Source organism: Roseovarius sp. 217 (assembly GCF_000152845.1).
Classification (GTDB): Bacteria; Pseudomonadota; Alphaproteobacteria; order Rhodobacterales; family Rhodobacteraceae; genus Roseovarius.
On sequence record NZ_CH902584.1, the window covers coordinates 1040433 to 1060340 of the forward strand.

Genomic DNA, 19908 nt, shown 5'->3' on the forward strand with positions numbered 1-19908 from the left:
GCGCCTCAGAACCGTTCCAGCAACCGCCGCAGATAGTCGAGCTCCACATCCGGGCGCTCGCCCTCGCCGGACCGTTTACGGATCTCGTCCAGCAATTCCCGCGCCCGCCGATAGACATCCTCGCCCTGCAAGAGACTGTCCTGCGTGCCCGCCTGCCGCCCCTGTCCGGCCTCGCGCCCGAGGGGATCGGCCTGCGCCTGCCCCGGCTGACCTTCGGCATCGCCCTGGCCACCGGGATTTTGCTGCTCGGCCATCGCCTCACCCATGTTGCGCATGCCCTCGCGCAGCGCTTCCATCGCGTCGGCCTGATTGTCGATCGCCCCGGCCAGATCATCACTGCGCAGCGCCTCTTCCGCACCTTCCATCGCCCGTTCCGCCCGCTCCAGCGCCTCGCGCGCGGCCTCTCCCGCCTCGCCGCCGAGTTGCGGCAGACCCTGCCGTTGCCGCTCCAATTCCTGCCGCAACGCGTCCTGCCGCTCGGCCAGCGACCCCTCGCCGGTCTGACCGTCCTCGGCCTGTTCGCGGCCCTCGCCGCCTTGGCCCTGCTGCTCGCCGCCCTGTCCGCCCTGACCCTGCTGACCATCATGGCTCTCGCCGCGCCCTTCGCCACCGCTGCGACCCTCATTATTCTGCGACTGGCCCGACTGCGCACCGGGGTTGAACTGTTCCTGCAAGTCGCGGAACGCCTGATCCGACAGGCCCTGTTGCTCCCGCAATGTCTCGGCCAATCCCTCCATCGCCTGCTCGCCCGGCGATTGACCCTGCTGGCCCTGGCCTTGGGTGACCTGCATGTTCTCCATCATCTGCTGGAACTCTTCGAGCGCCTGCTGCGCCTCGGCATAGCGGCCCTGTTCCATCAACTCCTGAATGCGGTCCATCATGTCCTGCAGATCCTGTTGGTTCATCTGCATCATGTTTTCAGCGCTGCGCTGATCGCTTTCCTCGGGGTTCTCGCGCTCGGCTTGCTGCATCTTCTGGCGCAGGTAATCCTGTGTCGCATCCCGCAGATCCTGCATCAGCCGCGCGATCTCTTCCTCGCTGGCGCCGTTCTTCATCGCCTCGCTCAATCGCTCTTGGGCCGCGCGCATCCGCTCCAGCGCGTCGCCCATGTCACCATCTTCCAGCAACACACCCAGATCCCAGAGCGCCTGCGCGATCTCATCGCGCTCGGCCTCGTCCAGCCCCTCGCTCTGCGTCATCGCCTCCAACTGCCGCACAATCACCCGCAACCGCAAATAGGCTTTCTCAGACCGAAAGAGCCGCCCCTCCGGCTTGTAGGACACCGCCCGCAACACCTGCACCACGCGCCCGGCGTTCTGCCGCGACCACAACAGATCGCGCCGCTGCTCGATCACCGCCGCCGCCATCGGATCAAAAAACCGCCGCGCGGGCAGGACCATCACGAACGGTTCGGACTGCCCCTCTTGCCCCGCCGCATCCGCAACCTGCAACCTCAGCGTCACAGGCAAATGCGCCCACGGATGCTCCGAGAGGTTCTCGACCAGGGTCTCGGTAAACTCGGTCCGATCCCCGGCCAAGGGCATCGGCAGATCCAGCCGGATCACCTCGCGCGGCTCCGGCTCCACCGCCAGACCATACCGCCGATCCACCCGCGCCAGATCCAGTGCAAAGACCGCCCCGCCGCTCACCACGCCGTAATCGTCGCGCGCGGCAAAGGGCTGGCTCATCTGCCCATCAAAGGCGGTGCGCGCATCGCGCTCGACCACCTCGACCTCCGGGGCTGCGTCTGCCAGCGCCGCAACGGCCCAGCTACGCCCCCCCGGACCGTCAATCCGCATTTCGCCGGCGCGCGCGACCTCAAACTGCTGCTCAGGATCGGTGCTTGCGGCCTCTGCGCCCTCACCCGACACCGTTTCTGTCAGGCTCAGCGCCCCCACCTCACCATAGAATCGCAGGGTAATCCGGCTGCCTTCCGGCACCTCGATCACCTCACCCTGATCGGCAAGATAGAGGCTCGGAAGTCCTGTGTAGCTGGGTGGCTCGATCCAGCCTTCCCATGTCGGGCCAGCGGCCAGCGCCGCGCCACGCGCGCCCCCCGGCACCATCTCCGCCACCGACCCGGCCCGCCAGATCGAGCCAAAGAGCAACGCCACTACCAAACCCAAGAGGGCGATGTAGCGCAGCCCGAACGGATCCTGCCGCGACAGCCGCAAATCCGGCTCGACTGCGCGTGCGCCCGCTGCCCGTGCCGCCATCCGCGCCTGATGCGCCCGCCAGAGCGCCGCCGACCCGGCATCGCCCGCGCCAATCGCCTGCACATCCGCCAGCGCCGCCAGTGGCCTGCCCGGCATCGCCTCATCCATCCGCGCCAAGGCCTCGGCCCGACGCGGAAACCGGAACTTCACAAACCCCAGCACGCCGTAAACCAGCACCGCCAGCGCGGCCAGCATGGCGGTGCCCCAGACCACCTCGACCGCTGCCAGATCGTGAAGGCCCAGCATCAGCGCCGCAGCCCCCGCCGCAATCACGCTCCACATCGGCCAGAATGCGCGCACCAGACGCTCGGCAATCAACCCCGCCCATGTCAGCAGAAGAGGCCGCCGCAACCGCGCGGTCAGAGCTTTCAGGGGGTTTTCGGTCGCAGCCATGCGCGGCACCTCATCTCGGCCCCGCGCGCCCATCGCGTCAGAGCCATTCAGGGATGGTATCGCGATTTATCATTTCGTCAAAGGTCGGTCTGCCCCGGATCACGGCAAAGTCACGCCCATGCACCAGAACTTCGGGCACCAGAGGCCGCGTGTTATACTCGCTCGACATCACCGCGCCATACGCGCCGGCACTGCGGAACGCCACCAGATCGCCCTCGGCCAGCGGCGGCAACATCCGCCCCTTGGCAAATGTGTCCCCCGATTCGCAGACCGGCCCGACCACATCATAGGGCTGTTGCTCGACCCCCGGCGCGGGCTCCACCAGCGGCACGATGTCATGATGCGCGTCATACATCGCCGGTCGGATCAGATCGTTCATCGCGGCATCAAGGATCAGGAAATCCCGCCCCTCACCGGATTTCAAATAGATCACCCGGCTCACCAGAATCCCCGCATTGCCCGCAATCAACCGCCCCGGCTCGATCTCGATCTCACAGCCCAGATGCCCCAGCACCTCGCGGATCAGCGCACCATATTCCGTGGGCAGCGGCGGGGCCTCGTTCGAACGGGTATAGGGAATCCCCAGACCGCCCCCCAGATCGAGGCGGCGAATGTCGTGCCCATCCTCGCGCAGAACCTGAGTCAGCTCCGCCACCTTTTCATAGGCAAGGCGGAACGGCGCCAAATCGGTCAGTTGGCTACCGATATGCACGTCGATCCCGATCACCTCCAGCCCCGGCAGGGCCGCAGCCTGCGCATACACCTCGCGCGCCCGCGCAATTGGGATGCCAAACTTGTTCTCGCTCTTGCCGGTGGCAATCTTGGCATGGGTCTTGGCATCCACATCGGGATTGACCCGAATGGTGATCGGCGCACGCAGACCCAGTTCCACCGCCACGGCACTCAGAACGCCCATTTCCGGCTCGCTCTCGACATTGAACTGGCGAATACCGCCCATCAGCGCCAGACGCATTTCCTCGCGGGTCTTGCCCACGCCCGAGAATACGATCCGCTCACCCGGCACACCCGCCGCCTTGGCGCGGGCATATTCCCCACCCGAAACCACATCCATCCCAGCGCCCAAGCGCGCCAGTGTTTTCAGGATCGCCTGATTGCTCGCCGCTTTCATCGCGTAACAGACCAGATGATCCATCCCCGTCAGCGCCTCGTCAAACAGACGGAAATGCCGCTCCAGCGTCGCGGTGGAATAGCAATAGAACGGCGTGCCCACGGCCTCGGCAATCTCCGAGAGCGGCACATCCTCGGCCTGCAACACGCCATTATGATAGAGAAAATGATCCACGCAGCGTCCTGTCCCGTTTCATCTTGCCAAAAATACTCAAATCCCGCGCGCACCGCCCCGCGACGCCCGCAAGAACAGATAGAGCGGCAAACCGCAACTCACCCCGATACCGAATGTCGCCGGAATCGCAATCAGACCCAGCCAGTGCCGGTTCTGCACCGCCTCGACCACCACCCAGACCGTCAGCGCCACCGCAGCAATCGTCAGATCCCAGACCAGACCGGAACTTGCGGCATTGGCATGCCAGGCATCGACCATGCCCATCAGGTCATAGCCGTTCTGCCCGAACCAGTGCAGGAACCAATACATCGGATGAATCGCACCCCAGATGGCCAGCGCGGCATAAACCCATCTCACAGGCCCACCCCCACGCCGACATTGACGCCGCCCACGCGCACGCCGCCACCCACGCCGACCGTGACGCCATGTGTGCCCACGCCCACGTTCATCCCCGCCGTGGGGCGCACCGGCTCTCCGTCGACGCCGCACCCCATCAGCACCGTGAGGCTCAGCACAGCAAAACCCAGCCGTATCATCCCAACCGCTCCTTCCACCGCGCCACCTGCACGCGCACCTGTGTGGGCGCGGTGCCGCCATAGCTCACCCGCGAGGCGACCGAATTATGCACCCCCAGCACATCATAGACCGACGCGGTGATTTCGCCATGCACCTCTTGCATCTCGGTCAGGCTCAGGTCCGGCAGATCACAGCCCTTGGCCTCCGCCTTGGCCACCAAGGCCCCGGTGACATGATGCGCCTCGCGAAACGGCATATCCAGCACCCGCACCAACCAATCCGCCAGATCGGTCGCCGTCGAAAATCCCGACCCGGCGGCCGCCTCCAGATGATCCGTCCGCGCCGCCATGTCGCGCACCATGCCCTCCATCGCGGCCAGCGCCAGCATCAGGTTGTCGGCGGCGTCGAACACCTGCTCCTTGTCTTCCTGCATGTCCTTGGAATAGGCCAGCGGCAGGCCTTTCATGACCATCATCAGCGCCACATTGGCCCCGAAAATCCGCCCGACCTTGGCGCGGATCAACTCCGCCGCATCGGGATTCTTCTTCTGCGGCATGATGCTCGATCCGGTCGAGAACCGATCCGACAGCGCCACAAACCGGAACTGTGCCGAGGACCAGATCACCAATTCCTCCGCGAACCGGCTCAGATGCATGGCGCAAATACTGGCAGCCGCCAGAAACTCCAGCGCAAAATCCCGGTCACTCACCGCATCCAGACTATTGGCGCAGGGGCGGTCAAAGCCCAGCGCCTTCGCCGTCATCTCGCGATCAATCGGAAAGGATGTCCCCGCCAGCGCCGCCGCCCCCAAGGGGCATTCATTCATCCGCGCCCGCGCATCGCGCACCCGGCTCAGATCACGGCCAAACATCTCGACATAGGCCATCATGTGATGCCCCCATGTCACCGGCTGCGCGGTCTGGAGATGGGTAAACCCCGGCATCACCCAGTCCGCCCCCGCCTCGGCCTGCGCCACCAGCGCCCGCATCAACGCCTGCAAGGCCTGATCCACGGCATCCAGTTGATCCCGCACCCAGAGCCGGAAATCCGTCGCCACCTGATCGTTGCGCGACCGCCCGGTGTGCAACCGCCCGGCAGGCGCGCCGATCAAATCCTTGAGCCGCGCCTCGACATTCATGTGAATATCCTCAAGCGCCGTGGAAAAGGTGAATTCCCCCGCCTCTATCTCTGACAAGACCGTGAGCAGCCCTTCCCTCATCGCCGCCGCATCACTATCACTGACAATACCTGTTGCCGCCAGCATCGCGGCATGGGCCCTCGAGCCGGCGATATCCTGTGCCGCCATCCGCTTGTCGAATGAGATCGAGGCATTAATTGCCTCCATGATCGCATCCGGCCCGGCGGCAAAGCGGCCGCCCCACATCTGGTTCGAGGTTGTGTCAGTCATGTCTTTGGCCCTTCGGAGGGAATTATGAAAATCATTCGTCAGATCGTCCTTTATATGGCCGTGGCCCTTGGTGCAAATACTGCCCACGCCGATACCGCAGCACTTGAGGCGCTGCGCGACGGCGACATGAAGAAACTGAATTTCCACTCTGCGCCGACACCCGCCCCCACAACCGCATTCACCCGCGCCGATGGCTCCACAGGCACCCTTGCCGATTTTCAGGGGCGGTATGTCGTGCTGAACTTCTGGGCCACATGGTGCGCGCCTTGTCGGGCCGAAATGCCGACGCTCTCGACCCTGCAAACCGAGATGCGCGGCGACACCTTCGAGGTCGTCACCATCGCCACAGGCCGCAACGCCCCCACCGCGATGGCCAAATTCTTTGACGAGATCGGCGTCGACAACCTGCCGCTGCACACCGACCCCAAAAGCGCCCTCGCCCGCGCCATGGGCATCTTTGGACTGCCCATCACCGTGATCCTTGATCCCGAGGGCCATGAAATCGCCCGCCTCCTCGGCGATGCGCATTGGGACAGCGACAGCGCCAAGGCGATTGTTCAGGCGTTGGTTGAGGGAAAAGGCGAGAGCTGAGAGGCGGCGTTGCTTTAGACACAGGGTGGTGGCTATGCGGACGCAGCGGCCCTTGACAGGTTGCGCTGAGCTTGGAACATTTGGGAAACATTTTGCGCCAACAAACCAACCGCAAACCGAATTGGGGACCCTGTGATGCTGAAGTATATCTATCCTGACGGAACGCATTGCTATCGGGCAATTCATTCTGCCCACGCAGTGTTTCGGGACTCCGATGGCAAACTGATGGCCAGGGCCGAAAAGGCTGACCAATCGGGCATGTATGAGTTCGAAATTAAGGGCTTCGAGATTCTAGGTCCTGGCGTGGTCTACGACTGACATTGGCTCACCCCCCACCCCCCATTTCATCTTGCCCGAAATACTTCGGGGGAGTCGCTGCTTGCAGCGACGGGGGCAGCGCCCCCCTCCCTTACCCCAAAACGTACGGTCCAACCGCACAACCGTACCAATCGCGTTCTAGGATAGAGAACGAACCGGACCCTTTTAAAGAGTTCGCCCCCCGCCCAATCCTTACCCCACCGCACGCTTGACAGCCCCTCACACACCCTTGCCTGCTCCCCGCAAAACCCCTAAAGCCAGCCCATGCTAGACGAGACCGAAGAGATCCATCCGCTGTTTCACGGGGCGCCCAGCAGCACCGAATTCAAAAAGCTGCGCAAACGCATTGTCCGCCACACCCGCGAGGCGATCGAGCAATATGCCATGATCGAGCCGGGCGGCAAATGGCTTGTCTGTCTCTCGGGCGGCAAGGACAGCTATACCCTCCTTGCGGTGCTCCATGAGCTGAAATGGCGCGGCCTTCTGCCGGTCGATCTCTTGGCCTGCAATCTTGATCAGGGCCAGCCCGGTTTCCCGGCCACCGTCCTGCCGGATTTCCTCAATCGCATGCAGGTGCCCCACCGGATCGAGTATCAGGACACCTATTCCATCGTCATGGACAAGGTGCCCGCCGGGCGCACCTATTGCGCGCTATGTTCCCGTTTGCGCAGGGGAAATCTCTACCGCATCGCCCGCGAAGAAGGCTGCACGGCGGTTGTTCTCGGCCATCACCGCGACGACATTCTTGAGACCTTTTTCATGAACCTCTTTCATGGCGGGCGGCTCGCCACCATGCCGCCAAAGCTGGTGAATGAGGAGGGTGATCTCTTCCTCTACCGCCCCCTCGCGCATGTCGCCGAGGTGGATTGCGAGCGGTTTTCGCGCGCCATGAACTACCCCATCATCCCCTGTGATCTCTGCGGCTCGCAAGACGGGCTGCAACGCCAACAGGTCAAACAGATCCTCGACGGATGGGAGGCGAATGCCCCCGGTCGTCGTCAGGTCATGTTCCGCGCCCTGATGAACGCGCGGCCCTCGCATCTGCTCGATCCCAAACTCTTCGATTTCGCGGGCCTGACAACCGAATCGATAAAATCCAACGCAAATCCCGAGGGATTGCCCAAACTCCGTTAACCCCTCTGCGCTAGGCTCAAGACCGGGCTATGGGATTTCGGATGTTTTACAAATCAAAACAATGGTTTGGCGCGTTTTTGGCAGACTTGCCTCAGGTCGGTCGCGGGCCAAAATCGCTGGTCTTTCTCGCCTCGGCGGGCCTTGCAACGCAGTGGTTTGGCCTCCCCGCACTCCTGCTTTCCCCACCTATCCTATTGATCATAATCACTCTTTTCGGCCAACAGTCCCGCACCCAGAGGGACGGTGCCAGCGTTGCGATGCGCGCCCACCTCAACCGCACCCTGTCAGAGGCGCGCCGCACGGGTCAACGCACCGCCTGTTTCATCCTCCAGATCGACGATTATGACATCTTATCAGAGCGTTACGGTCGATCCGCGACAGACCGCGTCACAGTGCAAAGCCTCGATCGCCTCGCCCGCGCGCTCCGCGCTGCCGATCAGCTCTTTGACCTCGGCGCAGGCCGCATCGGAATTTTTCTATTTCCGATCAATACCTTAGAATTGGAGCCGCTCCTCACGCTCGCCAGCCGCCTGCAATCCGCCGTCGAGGAACCGATCACGCTGGGTGCCACGACCGTCTATATCTCCGCCTCGCTTGGGTTCTGCCCTGCCACCCACGCCCCCACCCAAACAAGCGACGCGCTCTTTGACGCTGCGCTCACCGCGCTGGACGAGGCCCGCCGCCATGGGCCTTCCGCGATTCGCGCCTTTTCCCGCGACCTGCGCGCGAGGGTCCAAATGCCGCAGCACATTGCAGAGGATCTGCAACAGGCGTTCAAGACCGGCCAGTTGATCAGCTGGTTTCAGCCACAAATCTGCACCAATACAGGCGAAATCAGCGGATTCGAGGCGCTGGCACGGTGGCAGCATCCCACCGCCGGCCTCATCACCCCCGCGGAATTTCTGCCACTCCTCGCCGCTTCTGGTCGGATGGAGGTGCTGGGCGATGCCATGCTGAGCAACGCCCTGCGCGCGCTCCAGACATGGGACAATCTTGGCCTCGACATCCCACATGTCGGCGTCAACTTCTCGCCCGAAGAGCTGCGCAATCCACAGCTTGCGGACAAAATCGCATGGGAACTGGACCGTTGCAATCTGCCGCCCACCCGACTGGCGGTCGAAATCCTCGAAACCGTCCTTGCCACCTCACCCGATGACGTCATTACCCGCAACATCGCCGCGCTGGCGGATATGGGCTGCCTGATCGATCTTGACGATTTCGGCACCGGCCATGCCTCGATCTCGACCATCCGACGCTTTGCTGTAGGGCGGCTCAAGATCGACCGTTCCTTTGTCACCAAAATCGACCGCGACCCCGAACAACAGCGCATGGTCGCGGCCATCCTCTCCATGGCGGAACGGCTGGACCTCGCCACTCTGGCCGAAGGGGTCGAAACTGCAGGCGAACACGCGATGCTCGCCCAGCTCGGCTGCGGCCATGTTCAGGGCTTTGGCATCGGTCGCCCGATGCCGCTCGATGCGACCCCGGATTGGATCGCGGCCCATCGCGCCAAACTCGCCCACCTGCCCCGGATTATCCGCGCCAAGGGGTGAGCGCTGCGATATATCCCCGCGCGACCGGCGCAAATTCCCGGATTCCGCTTGACGTTTGGGCCCGCACTCTGTTGAACCGCCCTGACATGTAACAGACGGATGGCCATCGGCGATGGATGATCAGAACAAGAACCTAATCTTTGCAACTGCGCTCAGTTTCCTTGTGATTCTGGTCTGGTTCGTGATGTTCCCCCCCCCGGAGTCCCCGGCAGTCGACCCCAACGCTCCCGTCCCGAGCGCCACACAGAGCGTGCCCGCGCCAGTTGCGGACAGCACGGCCGATGCGACCACAACCCAGACAGCGGCCCCCGCAACAGAGCCGGACGCCCCGCGCCTGAACATCGACACACCCAGCCTGCAAGGCACGATCTCGCTGCAGGGCGGCCGAATCGATGACCTCTTCCTCAAGAATTATCGCGAAACGATTGATCCCGCCTCTGACATCGTGCGCCTGCTCGCCCCGGTCGGAAGCGAGGCCCCCTATTACGCCCTCTACGGTTGGGCGCCCGGTGCCGGTCTGACCGCCGATCAGGTCCCCGGTTCCAACACGCTCTGGCAAATCGAGAGCGGCGAGACCCTGACACCGACCTCGCCCATCACCCTGTCTTGGGACAATGGCGCTGGTCTCATCTTCCGCCGCGAACTCAGCGTGGACGAGGATTTCATGTTCTCGGTCCGCCAGTCGGTCGAGAATACCGGGGCCAGCGCCGTGAGCCTTGCGCCCTACGGCATCCTTGCGCGCCACGGACGACCCGCAGATCTCAAGAAGTTCTTCATTCTCCATGAAGGGCTGATCGGGATGGCCGATGGCACCCTGTCGGAAATCAAGTATGACGATGTCGAAGAATATCCGTTCAACGCCCGCGAGGGCGCGCCCGCCGAGGTGACGCAAGTGACCGAGAACGGTTGGATCGGCTTTACGGATCACTACTGGATGACCACCCTCATCCCCGCCTCGGGCAACCCATTCAAATCCGTGAGCAAATTCGATCCGCAGCGCGGCATCTTTCAGACCGAAACCGTGCAACCGACCCAGACGGTCGAGCCGGGTCAAACCGCGTCCGCCGACACCCGCCTCTTTGCCGGGGCCAAGGAATGGGCCACGATTCGCGCCTATCAGAACGAGCAGGGCGTCGACCGCTTTCTCGACTCCATCGACTGGGGCTGGTTCTTTTTCCTGACCAAACCGATCTTTGCGGCGCTGCACTGGCTGCACGCGATCATCGGCAACATGGGCTGGGCGATCATAGCGCTGACTCTGCTGATCAAGGCGCTCGTGCTGCCCTTGGCCTATAAATCCTACGTCTCCATGGCCAAGATGAAGGAACTCCAGCCGCAGATGGAGAAGATCAAGGAGACTGCCGGGGATGACCGCCAAAAGCTCCAGAAGGAAATGATGGAGCTGTACAAGCGGGAAAAGGTCAATCCGGCGGCGGGCTGTCTGCCCATCCTGTTGCAAATCCCGATCTTCTTCTCGCTCTACAAGGTGATCTTCGTCACGCTCGAATTGCGCCACGCGCCATGGGTGGCCTGGATCAAGGATCTTTCGGCCCCCGACACCTCGTCGCTCTATAATCTCTGGGGCATTCTGCCCTGGGCGGCTCCAGAGCCGGGCTCAGTCTTGGCGCTGATCTTCATTGGTATTCTGCCGCTCTGCCTCGGCGTGTCCATGTGGCTGCAACAAAAGCTGAACCCATCGCCCACCGATCCCACGCAAAAGATGATCTTTGCCTGGATGCCTTGGGTCTTCATGTTCATGCTGGGCAGCTTTGCCTCGGGTCTGGTGATCTACTGGATCGCGAACAACGTGATCACTTTCAGCCAGCAATACGTGATCATGCGCTCGCATGGCCATAAACCGGACGTGTTTGGCAATATCCTCTCCAGCTTCAAACGCAAGAAGCCGGCACCGGAACCCGCGCCCAAAGCAACGCCCAAGAAAAAATGACAGAGGTTCGCGCCCTCTGGCGGCATCCGATCAAGAGCCATGGGCGCGAAGCGCTGACCGCCGTCACGCTCACCGCCGGGCAGGCGATGCCCGGCGACCGCCTCTGGGCCGTGGCGCTTGAAATCGCCCGGTTGACTGACGGCGAATGGGGGCCTTGCGTCAACTTCTCGCGCGGGTCCAAAACTGGCGCGATCATGGCGATCAATGCTGCGCTGGATGAGACCTCCGAGACGGTCACCCTCACCCATCCCGACCGCCCCGATCTGACCTTTCGTCCCGATCACGACAGCCAGGCGTTTCTCGACTGGGTGCGCCCCCTGATCCCTGCGGAAAGCACGCAACCAACGCGCCTCTACCGGCTCGACGGGCGCGGCTTTACCGATACCGATTACCCGTCGGTGAGCCTGCTCAATCTTGCCTCCAACGCCGATCTGGCTGACAAGATGGGGGCCGATGTCTCGCCCCTGCGCTGGCGCTGCAATATCCATCTCGACGGGCTGGCCCCTTGGGCAGAGTTTGACCTGATCGGCAAGACGCTGCGCCTCGGCAGTGCCGAAATGATTGTGCGCGAAGCGATCCGCCGCTGTCTGGCCACCACGGCCAATCCGGCGACAGGCCGACGCGATCTCGATACGCTGGCGGCCCTTAATAAAAACTGGGACCATCAGGATTTCGGCATCTACGCCGAGGTGATCACCGGCGGTGACATCGCCCTCGACGACCGGCTCGAGGTGCTGTGATGCAACTGCGCTTCCCCATTTCCGAAGAACCCGATCACCTCACCTCCGAACAGGGGCGCAAGCTCTTTGCCGGACCGGTTGAGTTCGTCAAGGGCGTCGTCGCCATGTCTGGCCTGCCGCCTGCCGATCGGCTGGAGGTCTGCTTTGCCGGGCGCTCAAATGTCGGGAAATCGAGCCTGATCAACGCCCTCACCGGGCGCAAGGCTCTGGCCCGCGCCTCGAACACGCCCGGCCGCACGCAGGAAATCAACTTTTTCGCACTGGGCGAGAGCCACTATCTCGTGGACCTTCCCGGCTATGGCTATGCCAACGCGCCGCTCGCCGTGGTCCAGAAATGGCAGGCGCTCTTGAAACAATACCTGTCAGGCCGCCAGACCCTGCGCCGCGCCTTCGTGCTGGTCGATGCCCGCCACGGGATCAAGACGGTGGACGAAGAGATAATGACCCTACTCGATGGCGCCGCCGTGACCTTTCAATGCGTGCTGACCAAGACGGACAAGATCAACGCCGCCGACCGCGACCGCGTGCTGGACCAGGTGCGCAGCAAACTCGCGCCCCATCCGGCCGCCTTTCCCGAACTGATCCTCACCTCAAGCGAGAAATCCGAGGGTCTGGCCACTCTGCGCGCAACCATCGCCACGCTGGAATGACCGCCGCAAAATAGATCGGCCCGCGGACCCCTCCTGATCCACGAGCCGCTCCTCCCTCTACCGGACGCGCCTTAACGTGAGGCCTCGATCACATCCTCGACCGTACGCAACCCGGTGCGCGGTGCCTGCACCAGCACCGCCATATTGCCCGGCTTGTGCTCGTTGCGCAGCATCTTGACATGCGCTTGCGGGATCTCATCCCACGGGAACACCTCGGACATGCAGGGATCAAGCCGCCGCTCGACCATCAGCTTGTTGGCCGCCGCCGCCTGCTTGAGATGGGCAAAGTGACTGCCCTGCAACCGCTTCTGATGCATCCACATATAGCGCACGTCGAAGGTGCAGTTGAACCCGCTCGTGCCGGCACAGATCACCACCATGCCGCCCTTTTTGCAGACCAGCGATGACACCGGGAATGTCGCCTCGCCGGGATGCTCGAACACCATATCAACGCTGACACCCTTGCCGGTGATCTCCCAGATCGCCTTGCCGAACTTGCGCGCTTCCTTGAGCCAGTCGTTATACTCCGGCGTATTCACCTTGGGCAGTTGACCCCAGCAATTGAAATCCTTGCGATTGATGACGCCCTTGGCCCCCTGATCCAGCACGAATTGCCGCTTGCTCTCATCCGAGATGACGCCAATCGCATTGGCCCCCGCCGTATTCGCCAATTGGATCGCATAAGAGCCCAGACCGCCCGACGCCCCCCAGACCAGCACATTCTGACCGGGCTTGAGATCATGCGGCGCGTGGCCGAACAGCATCCGATAGGCGGTGGCGAGCGTCAGCGTATAGCAGGCACTCTCTTCCCATGTCAGATGCTTGGGTCGCGGCATCAATTGCTGCGCCTGCACGCGAGTGAACTGCGCAAAAGACCCGTCGCCGGTCTCATAGCCCCAGATCCGCTGTGTGGGCGAAAACATCGGATCACCGCCGTTGCAATCCTCATCGTCGCCGTCGTCCTGGTTGCAGTGGATCACCACCTCATCGCCGACCTTCCAGCGCTTGACCTTGTCGCCCACCTTCCACACGATCCCTGCGGCATCGGACCCGGCGATGTGATAGTCCTGCCCATGCACGTCAAAGGGGCTGATCGGCTGGCCCAGGCCGGCCCAGACGCCGTTGTAATTGACGCCCGCCGCCATCACGAGAACCAGAACCTCCTGGCTGTCGATATCCCAGACATCGACCACCTCTTTCTGAAACGATACATCCGGCTCGCCATGCCGCTCGCGGCGAATGGCCCAGGCGTACATTTGCTTGGGGACATAGCCCAAAGGTGGCATCTCACCGACCTCATAGAGGTCTTTCTCGGGTGCGTCATAGGGCGCGATGCCCGTTTTGGTATCCAGAGCCATGTTAAACCTCCTGTCTCAGCAATTGCCGCGATGCAGAATCGCGCGCGTCTGCCCCGGAATACAAACCGCTTGGTAATATTGCAATAGCATTTGGATCAATTTTGTAATTTTATAACCGAGCGGGTGCAGAAAGTCCTCTCACTCCCCGCTGCGCTCGCGAAAGAGATGGTCAATCGACGCTGCATAATAGGCCACAACCGCGCGCTCCGCCTCGGTCACCTCAAAGGCTCCATTGTGCTCTTCTATCATACCGCGTTTCCGCAGCACCTGAATGCCAAACCGCGCGGCATGGCACAAATCCTTGCGCGGCAGATGCACATGCGCGCGCGGTGCCTCTTTCAGCATGCACGCCAGCGCCGCATCCAACCCGTCGCGCGTCAGCGGCCCCTCGGCCCGCATCAGTGCCCGCGCCACCAGGGGCACCGGCAACACCGGCACCTCTGCGCCGATCCGCGCCATCAGGGCCCGCGCGAGCCCCTTGAGCCCGGCCGCCGGATGATCACGCTCAAACTCCGCCAGCGACATCGGCGCACCAAAACTTACCGCCGCATAGCCGTGGCGATGATACCGCCCGCGCAGCCGCAACCAAAGCTGTCGCAGCACGAACCCCGTCACCACACTGATCCGCGCCGGAAACTTTCGCCCGCCCGCCTCTCCTGCCGCCACCAACAGCCGATCCTCAAACACCCGATCATAATTGATCGCGACCGGCACAAAGACCACGTCACGCCCACCGGGGCTGCGCTCCTCAACCAGATATTTCAGCAATCCCAGCTTGGGCTGCTGCAATGCTCCGCTTAGGCTCAGCCCGCCTTCGGGAAACATCGCCTGCGTCACGCCGCCATCCGTGGCCATGCCCACATAGCGCGCCAGTACCCGCCGATAGAGATCGCCCCGCGATTTGCGCCGGATGAAATAGGCCCCCATCGCCTTGATCAACCGGCTCAGCGGCCAGACCCGCGCCCATTCCCCCACCGCATAGCTCAGCGCTGACCGCTCCGCCGCGAGCCATGTCACCAGCACATAATCCATATTGCTGCGATGGTTCATCACGAACACCACCGTCGCCTCACGGTCCACCGCCGCCAGCGCCGCCTCGTCGAAATGCCCCAACCGCACGCGATAGAGCGACCGGCTCAGCCATTTCGCCAGACGGATCGCAATGCCGAAATAGGCGGTGGCGGAAAAGCTCGGCACGATTTCGCGCGCATAGCGCTTGGCCTGCTCAAAGGCCACGTTCTCGGGGATGCCCTCGGCCTGCGCATGGGCGGCAATCGCGCGGCTCACCTCGGGATCATAGATCAAGCGCTGGATCATGTCATAGCGCCGCGCCAGCTTGAACGGCTCAATCGGGCGCTGCAACCGCGTGTTCAGCCGCGCCACCACCCGCTCCAACCTGCGCCGCAGAAACCACCGCACCGAGGGAAAGAGAAAATGACTGGCAAAGGTGACGGCCGCAAACCCCACCAGCAACACCAGCACCCAGAGGGGCATTTCCACGGTCTGTCCCATGGTCTCACCAAATCAGGATTTCGGGTTTTGGTAAATGGCTGGTGCACTGTCGCGCAAAGGAAGCAGGCTGTGACACTTACGCTTAAAATCAAAATGAACCTATACCTTGCTTAGGTTGGTCACAGGCTTCGAAACTTAGACCCCTTGTTCATAGGTAACAAAAATAATCCATTCGCTTGTGTCTCCCGCTGCCTGATGATCGCACCCCACTGCCAAAGGATCGTAGCCGCCTGTTGATACACAGGAAGTTTCTCGACTGAAGGGGCTAAAAATATTGCGACCACGCCAGAGTTGAGTATTGCCGCACGCTCAGGCGGCCGTTTAGCTTGTGCAACATCCTTAGAAATTACGACCCATTCACCTGCTCGCCCAAGATGTTGATACAGTTCGATGTCAGTGATGGTTACAGGAAATCTATCTTTCAGAGCGTATGCTGCGTGTCCGTCAAGAGACACAATCTCGTGCAATGCCCTTGCGATTAGGGGTGGCATATTGTGGTCAAATAATACTTTGACCAACTACTGCACTTTCAGCTTCTGTCAAACGCTGTTCATATTGAACAGCATCGCGCACTAGGCTTACATCAAGGTCGTAGATGCGCCCTATATACTTGAAATCACGATGCCTGTCCCATTCCCGGTAAAGAATCTGAGTGGAAACTCCTGCTTCATCGATCAATGGCGAGCCGAAAGCACGGCTGGGATCAATAACCACATGTTTTGCGGTTTCTGGACGCCATCTACTCGGCGTCTTACCATCATACTCAAGGCCAGACACAGATTGGTCGATGATCTTTTTGAATACTTTTTGACCTGGGCGCTTTCTTGAAAGACTGACTAAATCTCCATCATTCTCGAGGGCATCGACGAGAATTTCTGGGCCATCAGTTTTGAAAGTTAACGCGGACAAAGGACGCTCGATAGAGAACTTTTCTTTTGCAAAATTTATCGCATAGCGAATTGCCTGAAGTGAAATCCCGTTCGACCTCAAAGCGCGGACTACGCGTAGTTCGACTAGGTCAAGGAAAGAAATCTCACTCGAATCTTCAATAAACTGGTAATGAGCAGTCCAAATGGGCTCGTTTACTCCACTACCGCGTGTCCAACGAATAATATCTTGCGGATTAGCTCCAATTAACCGAGCTGCTTCGCGCGGCTTATAAATGCCTTCCCCAAAGATTGATCCATCGAGTGCCATTACGGTGTTTCCTTGGTCACAGCGCTACAAAGGCTGGCATAGGTAGAAATAATCATATCGTTCAATTAAGCAAGCCGCATACGGCATCCAACATTTCCCTTTGATACTATCGCACAGCCCGCCCAAGTTGTCGCCATAATAGAGGTGATCCATCTCTCCTGCCCGCCTGTCGTGCCCTATAGTATCCTCCCGATAGGTTAAATCAGTCTGAACCTGTCCCCGCAAACATCCCACCCCTCATGCCGCAACGCAGCGAATTGACAGCGCAACCTTCTTGCCTATACCCTGCCTCTCAACGTAACAAAATTGCGCACCCTGATTCACGAGGCCCCATATGTCGCAGCCGCAGCAAGACCGCCCCAAGGACAAGCCTTGGCTCATCCGCACCTATGCGGGCCATTCCACCGCCGAGAAATCCAACGCGCTCTACCGCGCCAATCTCGCCAAGGGGCAGACCGGCCTCTCGGTGGCCTTCGACCTGCCCACCCAGACGGGCTATGACAGCGACCATATCCTCAGCAAAGGCGAAGTGGGCAAGGTGGGTGTGCCGGTCTGTCACTTGGGCGACATGCGCACGCTTTTCGCGGATATCCCGCTCGACCAGATGAACACCTCGATGACGATCAACGCCACCGCCCCTTGGCTCCTCGCGCTCTACATCGCCGTGGCCGAGGAACAGGGGGCCGATGTCACCGCCCTGCAAGGCACGGTGCAAAACGATCTCATCAAGGAATATCTCAGCCGCGGCACCTATATCTGCCCGCCCGCACCCAGCCTGCGGATGATCGGTGACGTGGCCGAATACTGCTATACCCATGTCCCCAAATGGAACCCGATGAACGTCTGTTCCTATCATTTGCAAGAGGCAGGTGCCACACCGGAACAGGAATTGGCCTTTGCCCTTGCCACCGCCATCGCCGTGCTCGACGAATTGCGCCCCCGCGTCCCCGCCTCTGATTTCCCGGCGCTGGCGTCGCGGATTTCCTTCTTCGTCAACGCCGGCATCCGCTTTGTCACCGAAATGTGCAAGATGCGCGCCTTTGTCGATCTCTGGGATGAAATCCTGCGCGACCGCTACGGGATCGCGGATGCCAAATTCCGCCGCTTCCGGTACGGCGTGCAGGTCAATTCCCTTGGCCTCACCGAACAGCAGCCCGAGAATAACGTCTACCGCATCCTGATCGAAATGCTGGCCGTCACCCTCTCGAAACGCGCCCGCGCCCGCGCGGTGCAATTGCCCGCCTGGAACGAGGCGCTCGGCCTGCCGCGCCCCTGGGATCAGCAATGGTCGATGCGCATGCAACAGATCCTCGCCTATGAAACCGACCTCTTGGAATTTGACGACCTTTTTGATGGCAACCCCGCTGTCGATGCCAAGGTCGAGGCGCTCAAGGACGGCGCACGCCATGAACTCGCCAATCTCGACAGCATGGGCGGCGCTGTCTCCGCCATCGACTACATGAAATCCCGCCTCGTGGACTCGAACGCCGACCGCCTTGGCCGGATCGAGCGCAACGAGACCGTCGTCGTCGGCGTGAACCGTTGGCAGACGGGCGAACCCTCGCCCCTGCAAACCGAGGATGGCGGCATCATGACCGTCGATCCTGCGGTCGAGGCTGAACAAATCGGCCGCCTCGCTGACTGGCGCCGCGCTCGCGACACCGCGGCCGTCACATCGACCCTTGCCGCCCTGCGCGCCGCCGCCGCCGAGGGACGCAATGTGATGGAACCCTCCATCGCCTGCGCCCGCGCCGGTGTCACAACAGGCGAATGGGCGGCCCAGATGCGCGCCGTCTTTGGCGAATACCGCGGGCCGACTGGCGTCTCCGCCAACCCCTCGAACCGGACGGAAGGGCTGGATGACATTCGCAATGCCGTCAGCGCGGTCTCGGACCGGCTTGGTCGCCGCCTCAAATTCCTCGTGGGCAAGCCCGGTCTCGACGGTCACTCAAACGGGGCCGAGCAGATCGCCTGCCGCGCCCGCGATTGCGGCATGGACATCGGATATGAGGGCATCCGCCTCACCCCGGAACAGATCGTCAACGCCGCACTCGAGGACCGCGCCCATGTCGTCGGCCTCTCGATCCTCTCAGGCAGCCATATGCCGCTGGTCGAGGATCTGATGGAGCGGATGCGCGCGGCTGGCCTTGGCGACGTGCCGGTGATCGTCGGCGGCATCATCCCCGAGGATGACGCCCGCCGCCTACGCGAAATGGGCGTGGCCCGCGTCTATACGCCCAAGGATTTCGAGCTGAACACCATCATGATGGATATCGTTACCCTGGTCGATCCGCAGGCGGTCGCGGCGGAATGACCGCCGCCCTCACCATCCGCCCAATAGAAGCCGCTGATCGCCCCGCTTGGGGCGACCTCTGGCGTGCCTATCTCGATTTCTATGAAACCACCCTGCCGGAAACGGTCTATGACACGACCTTTGCCCGGCTCCTCTCGCCCGATCATCCCGATCAGAACGGGCTGATCGCACTTCTCGATGGGCGCGCCGTGGGTCTGGTGCATTACATCTACCACGCCCATAACTGGCGCGTCGAACAGGTCTGCTACCTTCAGGATCTCTACGCCGCCCCCGAGGCGCGGGGTCTTGGTATTGGCCGCGCGCTGATCGAGGCGGTCTATGCCCGCGCCGATGCCGATGGCCGCCCGGCGGTCTATTGGATGACGCAAGAGTTCAACACCACCGCGCGCCAGCTTTACGATCGCATCGCCACTGTGACGCCGTTCATCAAATATTCCCGCTGACTCTGTCAGGACAGGGCCGCGTGGATGAGCGCGACATCCGACGTTACAACACACCCTCACAAACCTTATAGAACTGCACATTCAAAAGGGCCGCTCCTCGCGGAAACGGCCCTCTAGAAGTCGCGGAGGTGGGCCGGTTAGGCGCACCAATCTGGTTGGCTTTCGCCTCGGGGCTGCCCTAGGCGATCATCTCCCAAACTGTTCCGACACCTCGCTCCAATCCCTCTGTAGACACTGGACCACCTCCTTTCGCTTGTTGAACTTATCCACAGGTTGCCACAGATTTTGCGGTTGTCAAAACAAAATCATGTGGT

18 protein-coding genes are annotated in these 19908 nt (G+C 61.7%); 9 read left to right on the forward strand and 9 right to left on the reverse strand.

Translation table 11 applies throughout. The annotated features are described in order from the left end of the window. Positions 1 to 5 precede the first annotated feature (5 nt). The 5 genes from ROS217_RS04895 to argH are packed head-to-tail and all read right to left on the reverse strand — an operon-like array spanning position 6 to position 5836. A complete protein-coding gene (locus tag ROS217_RS04895) occupies positions 6 to 2609 on the reverse strand; it encodes a TIGR02302 family protein (protein WP_040651109.1) in 2604 nt (867 codons plus the stop codon). Positions 2610 to 2646: 37 nt separating this feature from the next. Next, entirely contained in the window at positions 2647 to 3912 is a 1266-nt protein-coding gene (gene lysA / locus ROS217_RS04900) for a diaminopimelate decarboxylase (protein ID WP_009816571.1), read from the reverse strand. Between the two features lie 36 nt (positions 3913 to 3948). Next, the gene (locus tag ROS217_RS04905; protein WP_009816572.1) at positions 3949 to 4269 is read right to left on the reverse strand and encodes a DUF2834 domain-containing protein; all 321 of its coding nucleotides are present in this window, start codon (positions 4267 to 4269) and stop codon (positions 3949 to 3951) included. Then, a complete protein-coding gene (locus ROS217_RS24025) occupies positions 4266 to 4448 on the reverse strand; it encodes a hypothetical protein (protein WP_009816573.1) in 183 nt (60 codons plus the stop codon). The genes ROS217_RS04905 and ROS217_RS24025 overlap by 4 nt, the downstream gene beginning before the upstream one ends. Next, positions 4445 to 5836: an argininosuccinate lyase gene (argH, locus tag ROS217_RS04915; RefSeq protein WP_009816574.1), complete on the reverse strand. Its 1392-nt coding sequence runs from the start codon at positions 5834 to 5836 to the stop codon at positions 4445 to 4447. Before argH ends, ROS217_RS24025 begins: the two co-directional genes overlap by 4 nt. Positions 5837 to 5860: 24 nt before the next feature. On the opposite strand from argH, the gene ROS217_RS04920 reads away from it, so the two are divergent. From ROS217_RS04920 to yihA, 7 genes are all read left to right on the forward strand, one after another. Further along, the gene (locus ROS217_RS04920) at positions 5861 to 6427 is read left to right on the forward strand and encodes a TlpA family protein disulfide reductase (RefSeq protein WP_009816575.1); all 567 of its coding nucleotides are present in this window, start codon (positions 5861 to 5863) and stop codon (positions 6425 to 6427) included. Between the two features lie 135 nt (positions 6428 to 6562). Further along, complete coding sequence (locus tag ROS217_RS04925; RefSeq protein WP_009816576.1) at positions 6563 to 6745, forward strand: hypothetical protein; 183 nt, start codon at positions 6563 to 6565, stop codon at positions 6743 to 6745. 264 nt (positions 6746 to 7009) lie between these two features. Continuing rightward, positions 7010 to 7879: a tRNA 2-thiocytidine(32) synthetase TtcA gene (ttcA, locus tag ROS217_RS04930; protein WP_009816577.1), complete on the forward strand. Its 870-nt coding sequence runs from the start codon at positions 7010 to 7012 to the stop codon at positions 7877 to 7879. Positions 7880 to 7920: 41 nt separating this feature from the next. Next, positions 7921 to 9432: a putative bifunctional diguanylate cyclase/phosphodiesterase gene (locus ROS217_RS04935; RefSeq protein WP_157046547.1), complete on the forward strand. Its 1512-nt coding sequence runs from the start codon at positions 7921 to 7923 to the stop codon at positions 9430 to 9432. Positions 9433 to 9544: 112 nt separating this feature from the next. Then, positions 9545 to 11380 (forward strand): membrane protein insertase YidC, encoded by a 1836-nt coding sequence (gene yidC / locus ROS217_RS04940; RefSeq protein WP_009816579.1) that lies wholly within the window; start codon positions 9545 to 9547, stop codon positions 11378 to 11380. Next, the gene (locus ROS217_RS04945) at positions 11377 to 12120 is read left to right on the forward strand and encodes an MOSC domain-containing protein (RefSeq protein ID WP_009816580.1); all 744 of its coding nucleotides are present in this window, start codon (positions 11377 to 11379) and stop codon (positions 12118 to 12120) included. Before yidC ends, ROS217_RS04945 begins: the two co-directional genes overlap by 4 nt. Further along, the gene (yihA, locus tag ROS217_RS04950) at positions 12120 to 12770 is read left to right on the forward strand and encodes a ribosome biogenesis GTP-binding protein YihA/YsxC (RefSeq protein ID WP_009816581.1); all 651 of its coding nucleotides are present in this window, start codon (positions 12120 to 12122) and stop codon (positions 12768 to 12770) included. The genes ROS217_RS04945 and yihA overlap by 1 nt, the downstream gene beginning before the upstream one ends. 71 nt (positions 12771 to 12841) lie before the next feature. Here the strand turns inward: yihA and ccrA are convergent, their stop codons facing one another. The 4 genes from ccrA to ROS217_RS24030 all read right to left on the reverse strand — a co-directional run bounded on the left by ccrA (position 12842) and on the right by ROS217_RS24030 (position 16837). Continuing rightward, entirely contained in the window at positions 12842 to 14128 is a 1287-nt protein-coding gene (gene ccrA, locus ROS217_RS04955) for a crotonyl-CoA carboxylase/reductase (protein ID WP_009816582.1), read from the reverse strand. A gap of 138 nt (positions 14129 to 14266) precedes the next feature. Beyond that, positions 14267 to 15640: a 1-acyl-sn-glycerol-3-phosphate acyltransferase gene (locus ROS217_RS04960; RefSeq protein WP_009816583.1), complete on the reverse strand. Its 1374-nt coding sequence runs from the start codon at positions 15638 to 15640 to the stop codon at positions 14267 to 14269. Between the two features lie 119 nt (positions 15641 to 15759). Then, the gene (locus tag ROS217_RS23140; RefSeq protein WP_157046548.1) at positions 15760 to 16158 is read right to left on the reverse strand and encodes a hypothetical protein; all 399 of its coding nucleotides are present in this window, start codon (positions 16156 to 16158) and stop codon (positions 15760 to 15762) included. Beyond that, a complete protein-coding gene (locus tag ROS217_RS24030; RefSeq protein ID WP_009816585.1) occupies positions 16139 to 16837 on the reverse strand; it encodes a helix-turn-helix domain-containing protein in 699 nt (232 codons plus the stop codon). Before ROS217_RS24030 ends, ROS217_RS23140 begins: the two co-directional genes overlap by 20 nt. A 334-nt stretch (positions 16838 to 17171) precedes the next feature. Here ROS217_RS24030 and ROS217_RS04970 point away from each other — a divergent pair, with 334 nt between their 5' ends. Together ROS217_RS04970 and ROS217_RS04975 are read left to right on the forward strand one after the other, a co-directional pair. Next, a complete protein-coding gene (locus tag ROS217_RS04970; RefSeq protein WP_009816586.1) occupies positions 17172 to 19151 on the forward strand; it encodes a methylmalonyl-CoA mutase family protein in 1980 nt (659 codons plus the stop codon). Next, the gene (locus ROS217_RS04975; RefSeq protein WP_009816587.1) at positions 19148 to 19594 is read left to right on the forward strand and encodes a GNAT family N-acetyltransferase; all 447 of its coding nucleotides are present in this window, start codon (positions 19148 to 19150) and stop codon (positions 19592 to 19594) included. Before ROS217_RS04970 ends, ROS217_RS04975 begins: the two co-directional genes overlap by 4 nt. Positions 19595 to 19908 lie beyond the last annotated feature (314 nt).

What these genes read in the sequence shown, in the direction of transcription:
- ROS217_RS04895 (WP_040651109.1), bottom strand. Translation starts at nt 2,609, where the DNA reads ATGGCTGCGACCGAAAACCCCCTGAAAGCTCTGACCGCGCGGTTGCGG.
- ROS217_RS24025 (WP_009816573.1), bottom strand. Translation starts at nt 4,448, where the DNA reads ATGATACGGCTGGGTTTTGCTGTGCTGAGCCTCACGGTGCTGATGGGG.
- argH (WP_009816574.1), bottom strand. Translation starts at nt 5,836, where the DNA reads ATGACTGACACAACCTCGAACCAGATGTGGGGCGGCCGCTTTGCCGCC.
- ROS217_RS04920 (WP_009816575.1), top strand. Translation starts at nt 5,861, where the DNA reads ATGAAAATCATTCGTCAGATCGTCCTTTATATGGCCGTGGCCCTTGGT.
- ROS217_RS04925 (WP_009816576.1), top strand. Translation starts at nt 6,563, where the DNA reads ATGCTGAAGTATATCTATCCTGACGGAACGCATTGCTATCGGGCAATT.
- ttcA (WP_009816577.1), top strand. Translation starts at nt 7,010, where the DNA reads ATGCTAGACGAGACCGAAGAGATCCATCCGCTGTTTCACGGGGCGCCC.
- ROS217_RS04935 (WP_157046547.1), top strand. Translation starts at nt 7,921, where the DNA reads ATGTTTTACAAATCAAAACAATGGTTTGGCGCGTTTTTGGCAGACTTG.
- yidC (WP_009816579.1), top strand. Translation starts at nt 9,545, where the DNA reads ATGGATGATCAGAACAAGAACCTAATCTTTGCAACTGCGCTCAGTTTC.
- ROS217_RS04945 (WP_009816580.1), top strand. Translation starts at nt 11,377, where the DNA reads ATGACAGAGGTTCGCGCCCTCTGGCGGCATCCGATCAAGAGCCATGGG.
- yihA (WP_009816581.1), top strand. Translation starts at nt 12,120, where the DNA reads ATGCAACTGCGCTTCCCCATTTCCGAAGAACCCGATCACCTCACCTCC.
- ccrA (WP_009816582.1), bottom strand. Translation starts at nt 14,128, where the DNA reads ATGGCTCTGGATACCAAAACGGGCATCGCGCCCTATGACGCACCCGAG.
- ROS217_RS04960 (WP_009816583.1), bottom strand. Translation starts at nt 15,640, where the DNA reads ATGGGACAGACCGTGGAAATGCCCCTCTGGGTGCTGGTGTTGCTGGTG.
- ROS217_RS24030 (WP_009816585.1), bottom strand. Translation starts at nt 16,837, where the DNA reads ATGGCACTCGATGGATCAATCTTTGGGGAAGGCATTTATAAGCCGCGC.
- ROS217_RS04970 (WP_009816586.1), top strand. Translation starts at nt 17,172, where the DNA reads ATGTCGCAGCCGCAGCAAGACCGCCCCAAGGACAAGCCTTGGCTCATC.
- ROS217_RS04975 (WP_009816587.1), top strand. Translation starts at nt 19,148, where the DNA reads ATGACCGCCGCCCTCACCATCCGCCCAATAGAAGCCGCTGATCGCCCC.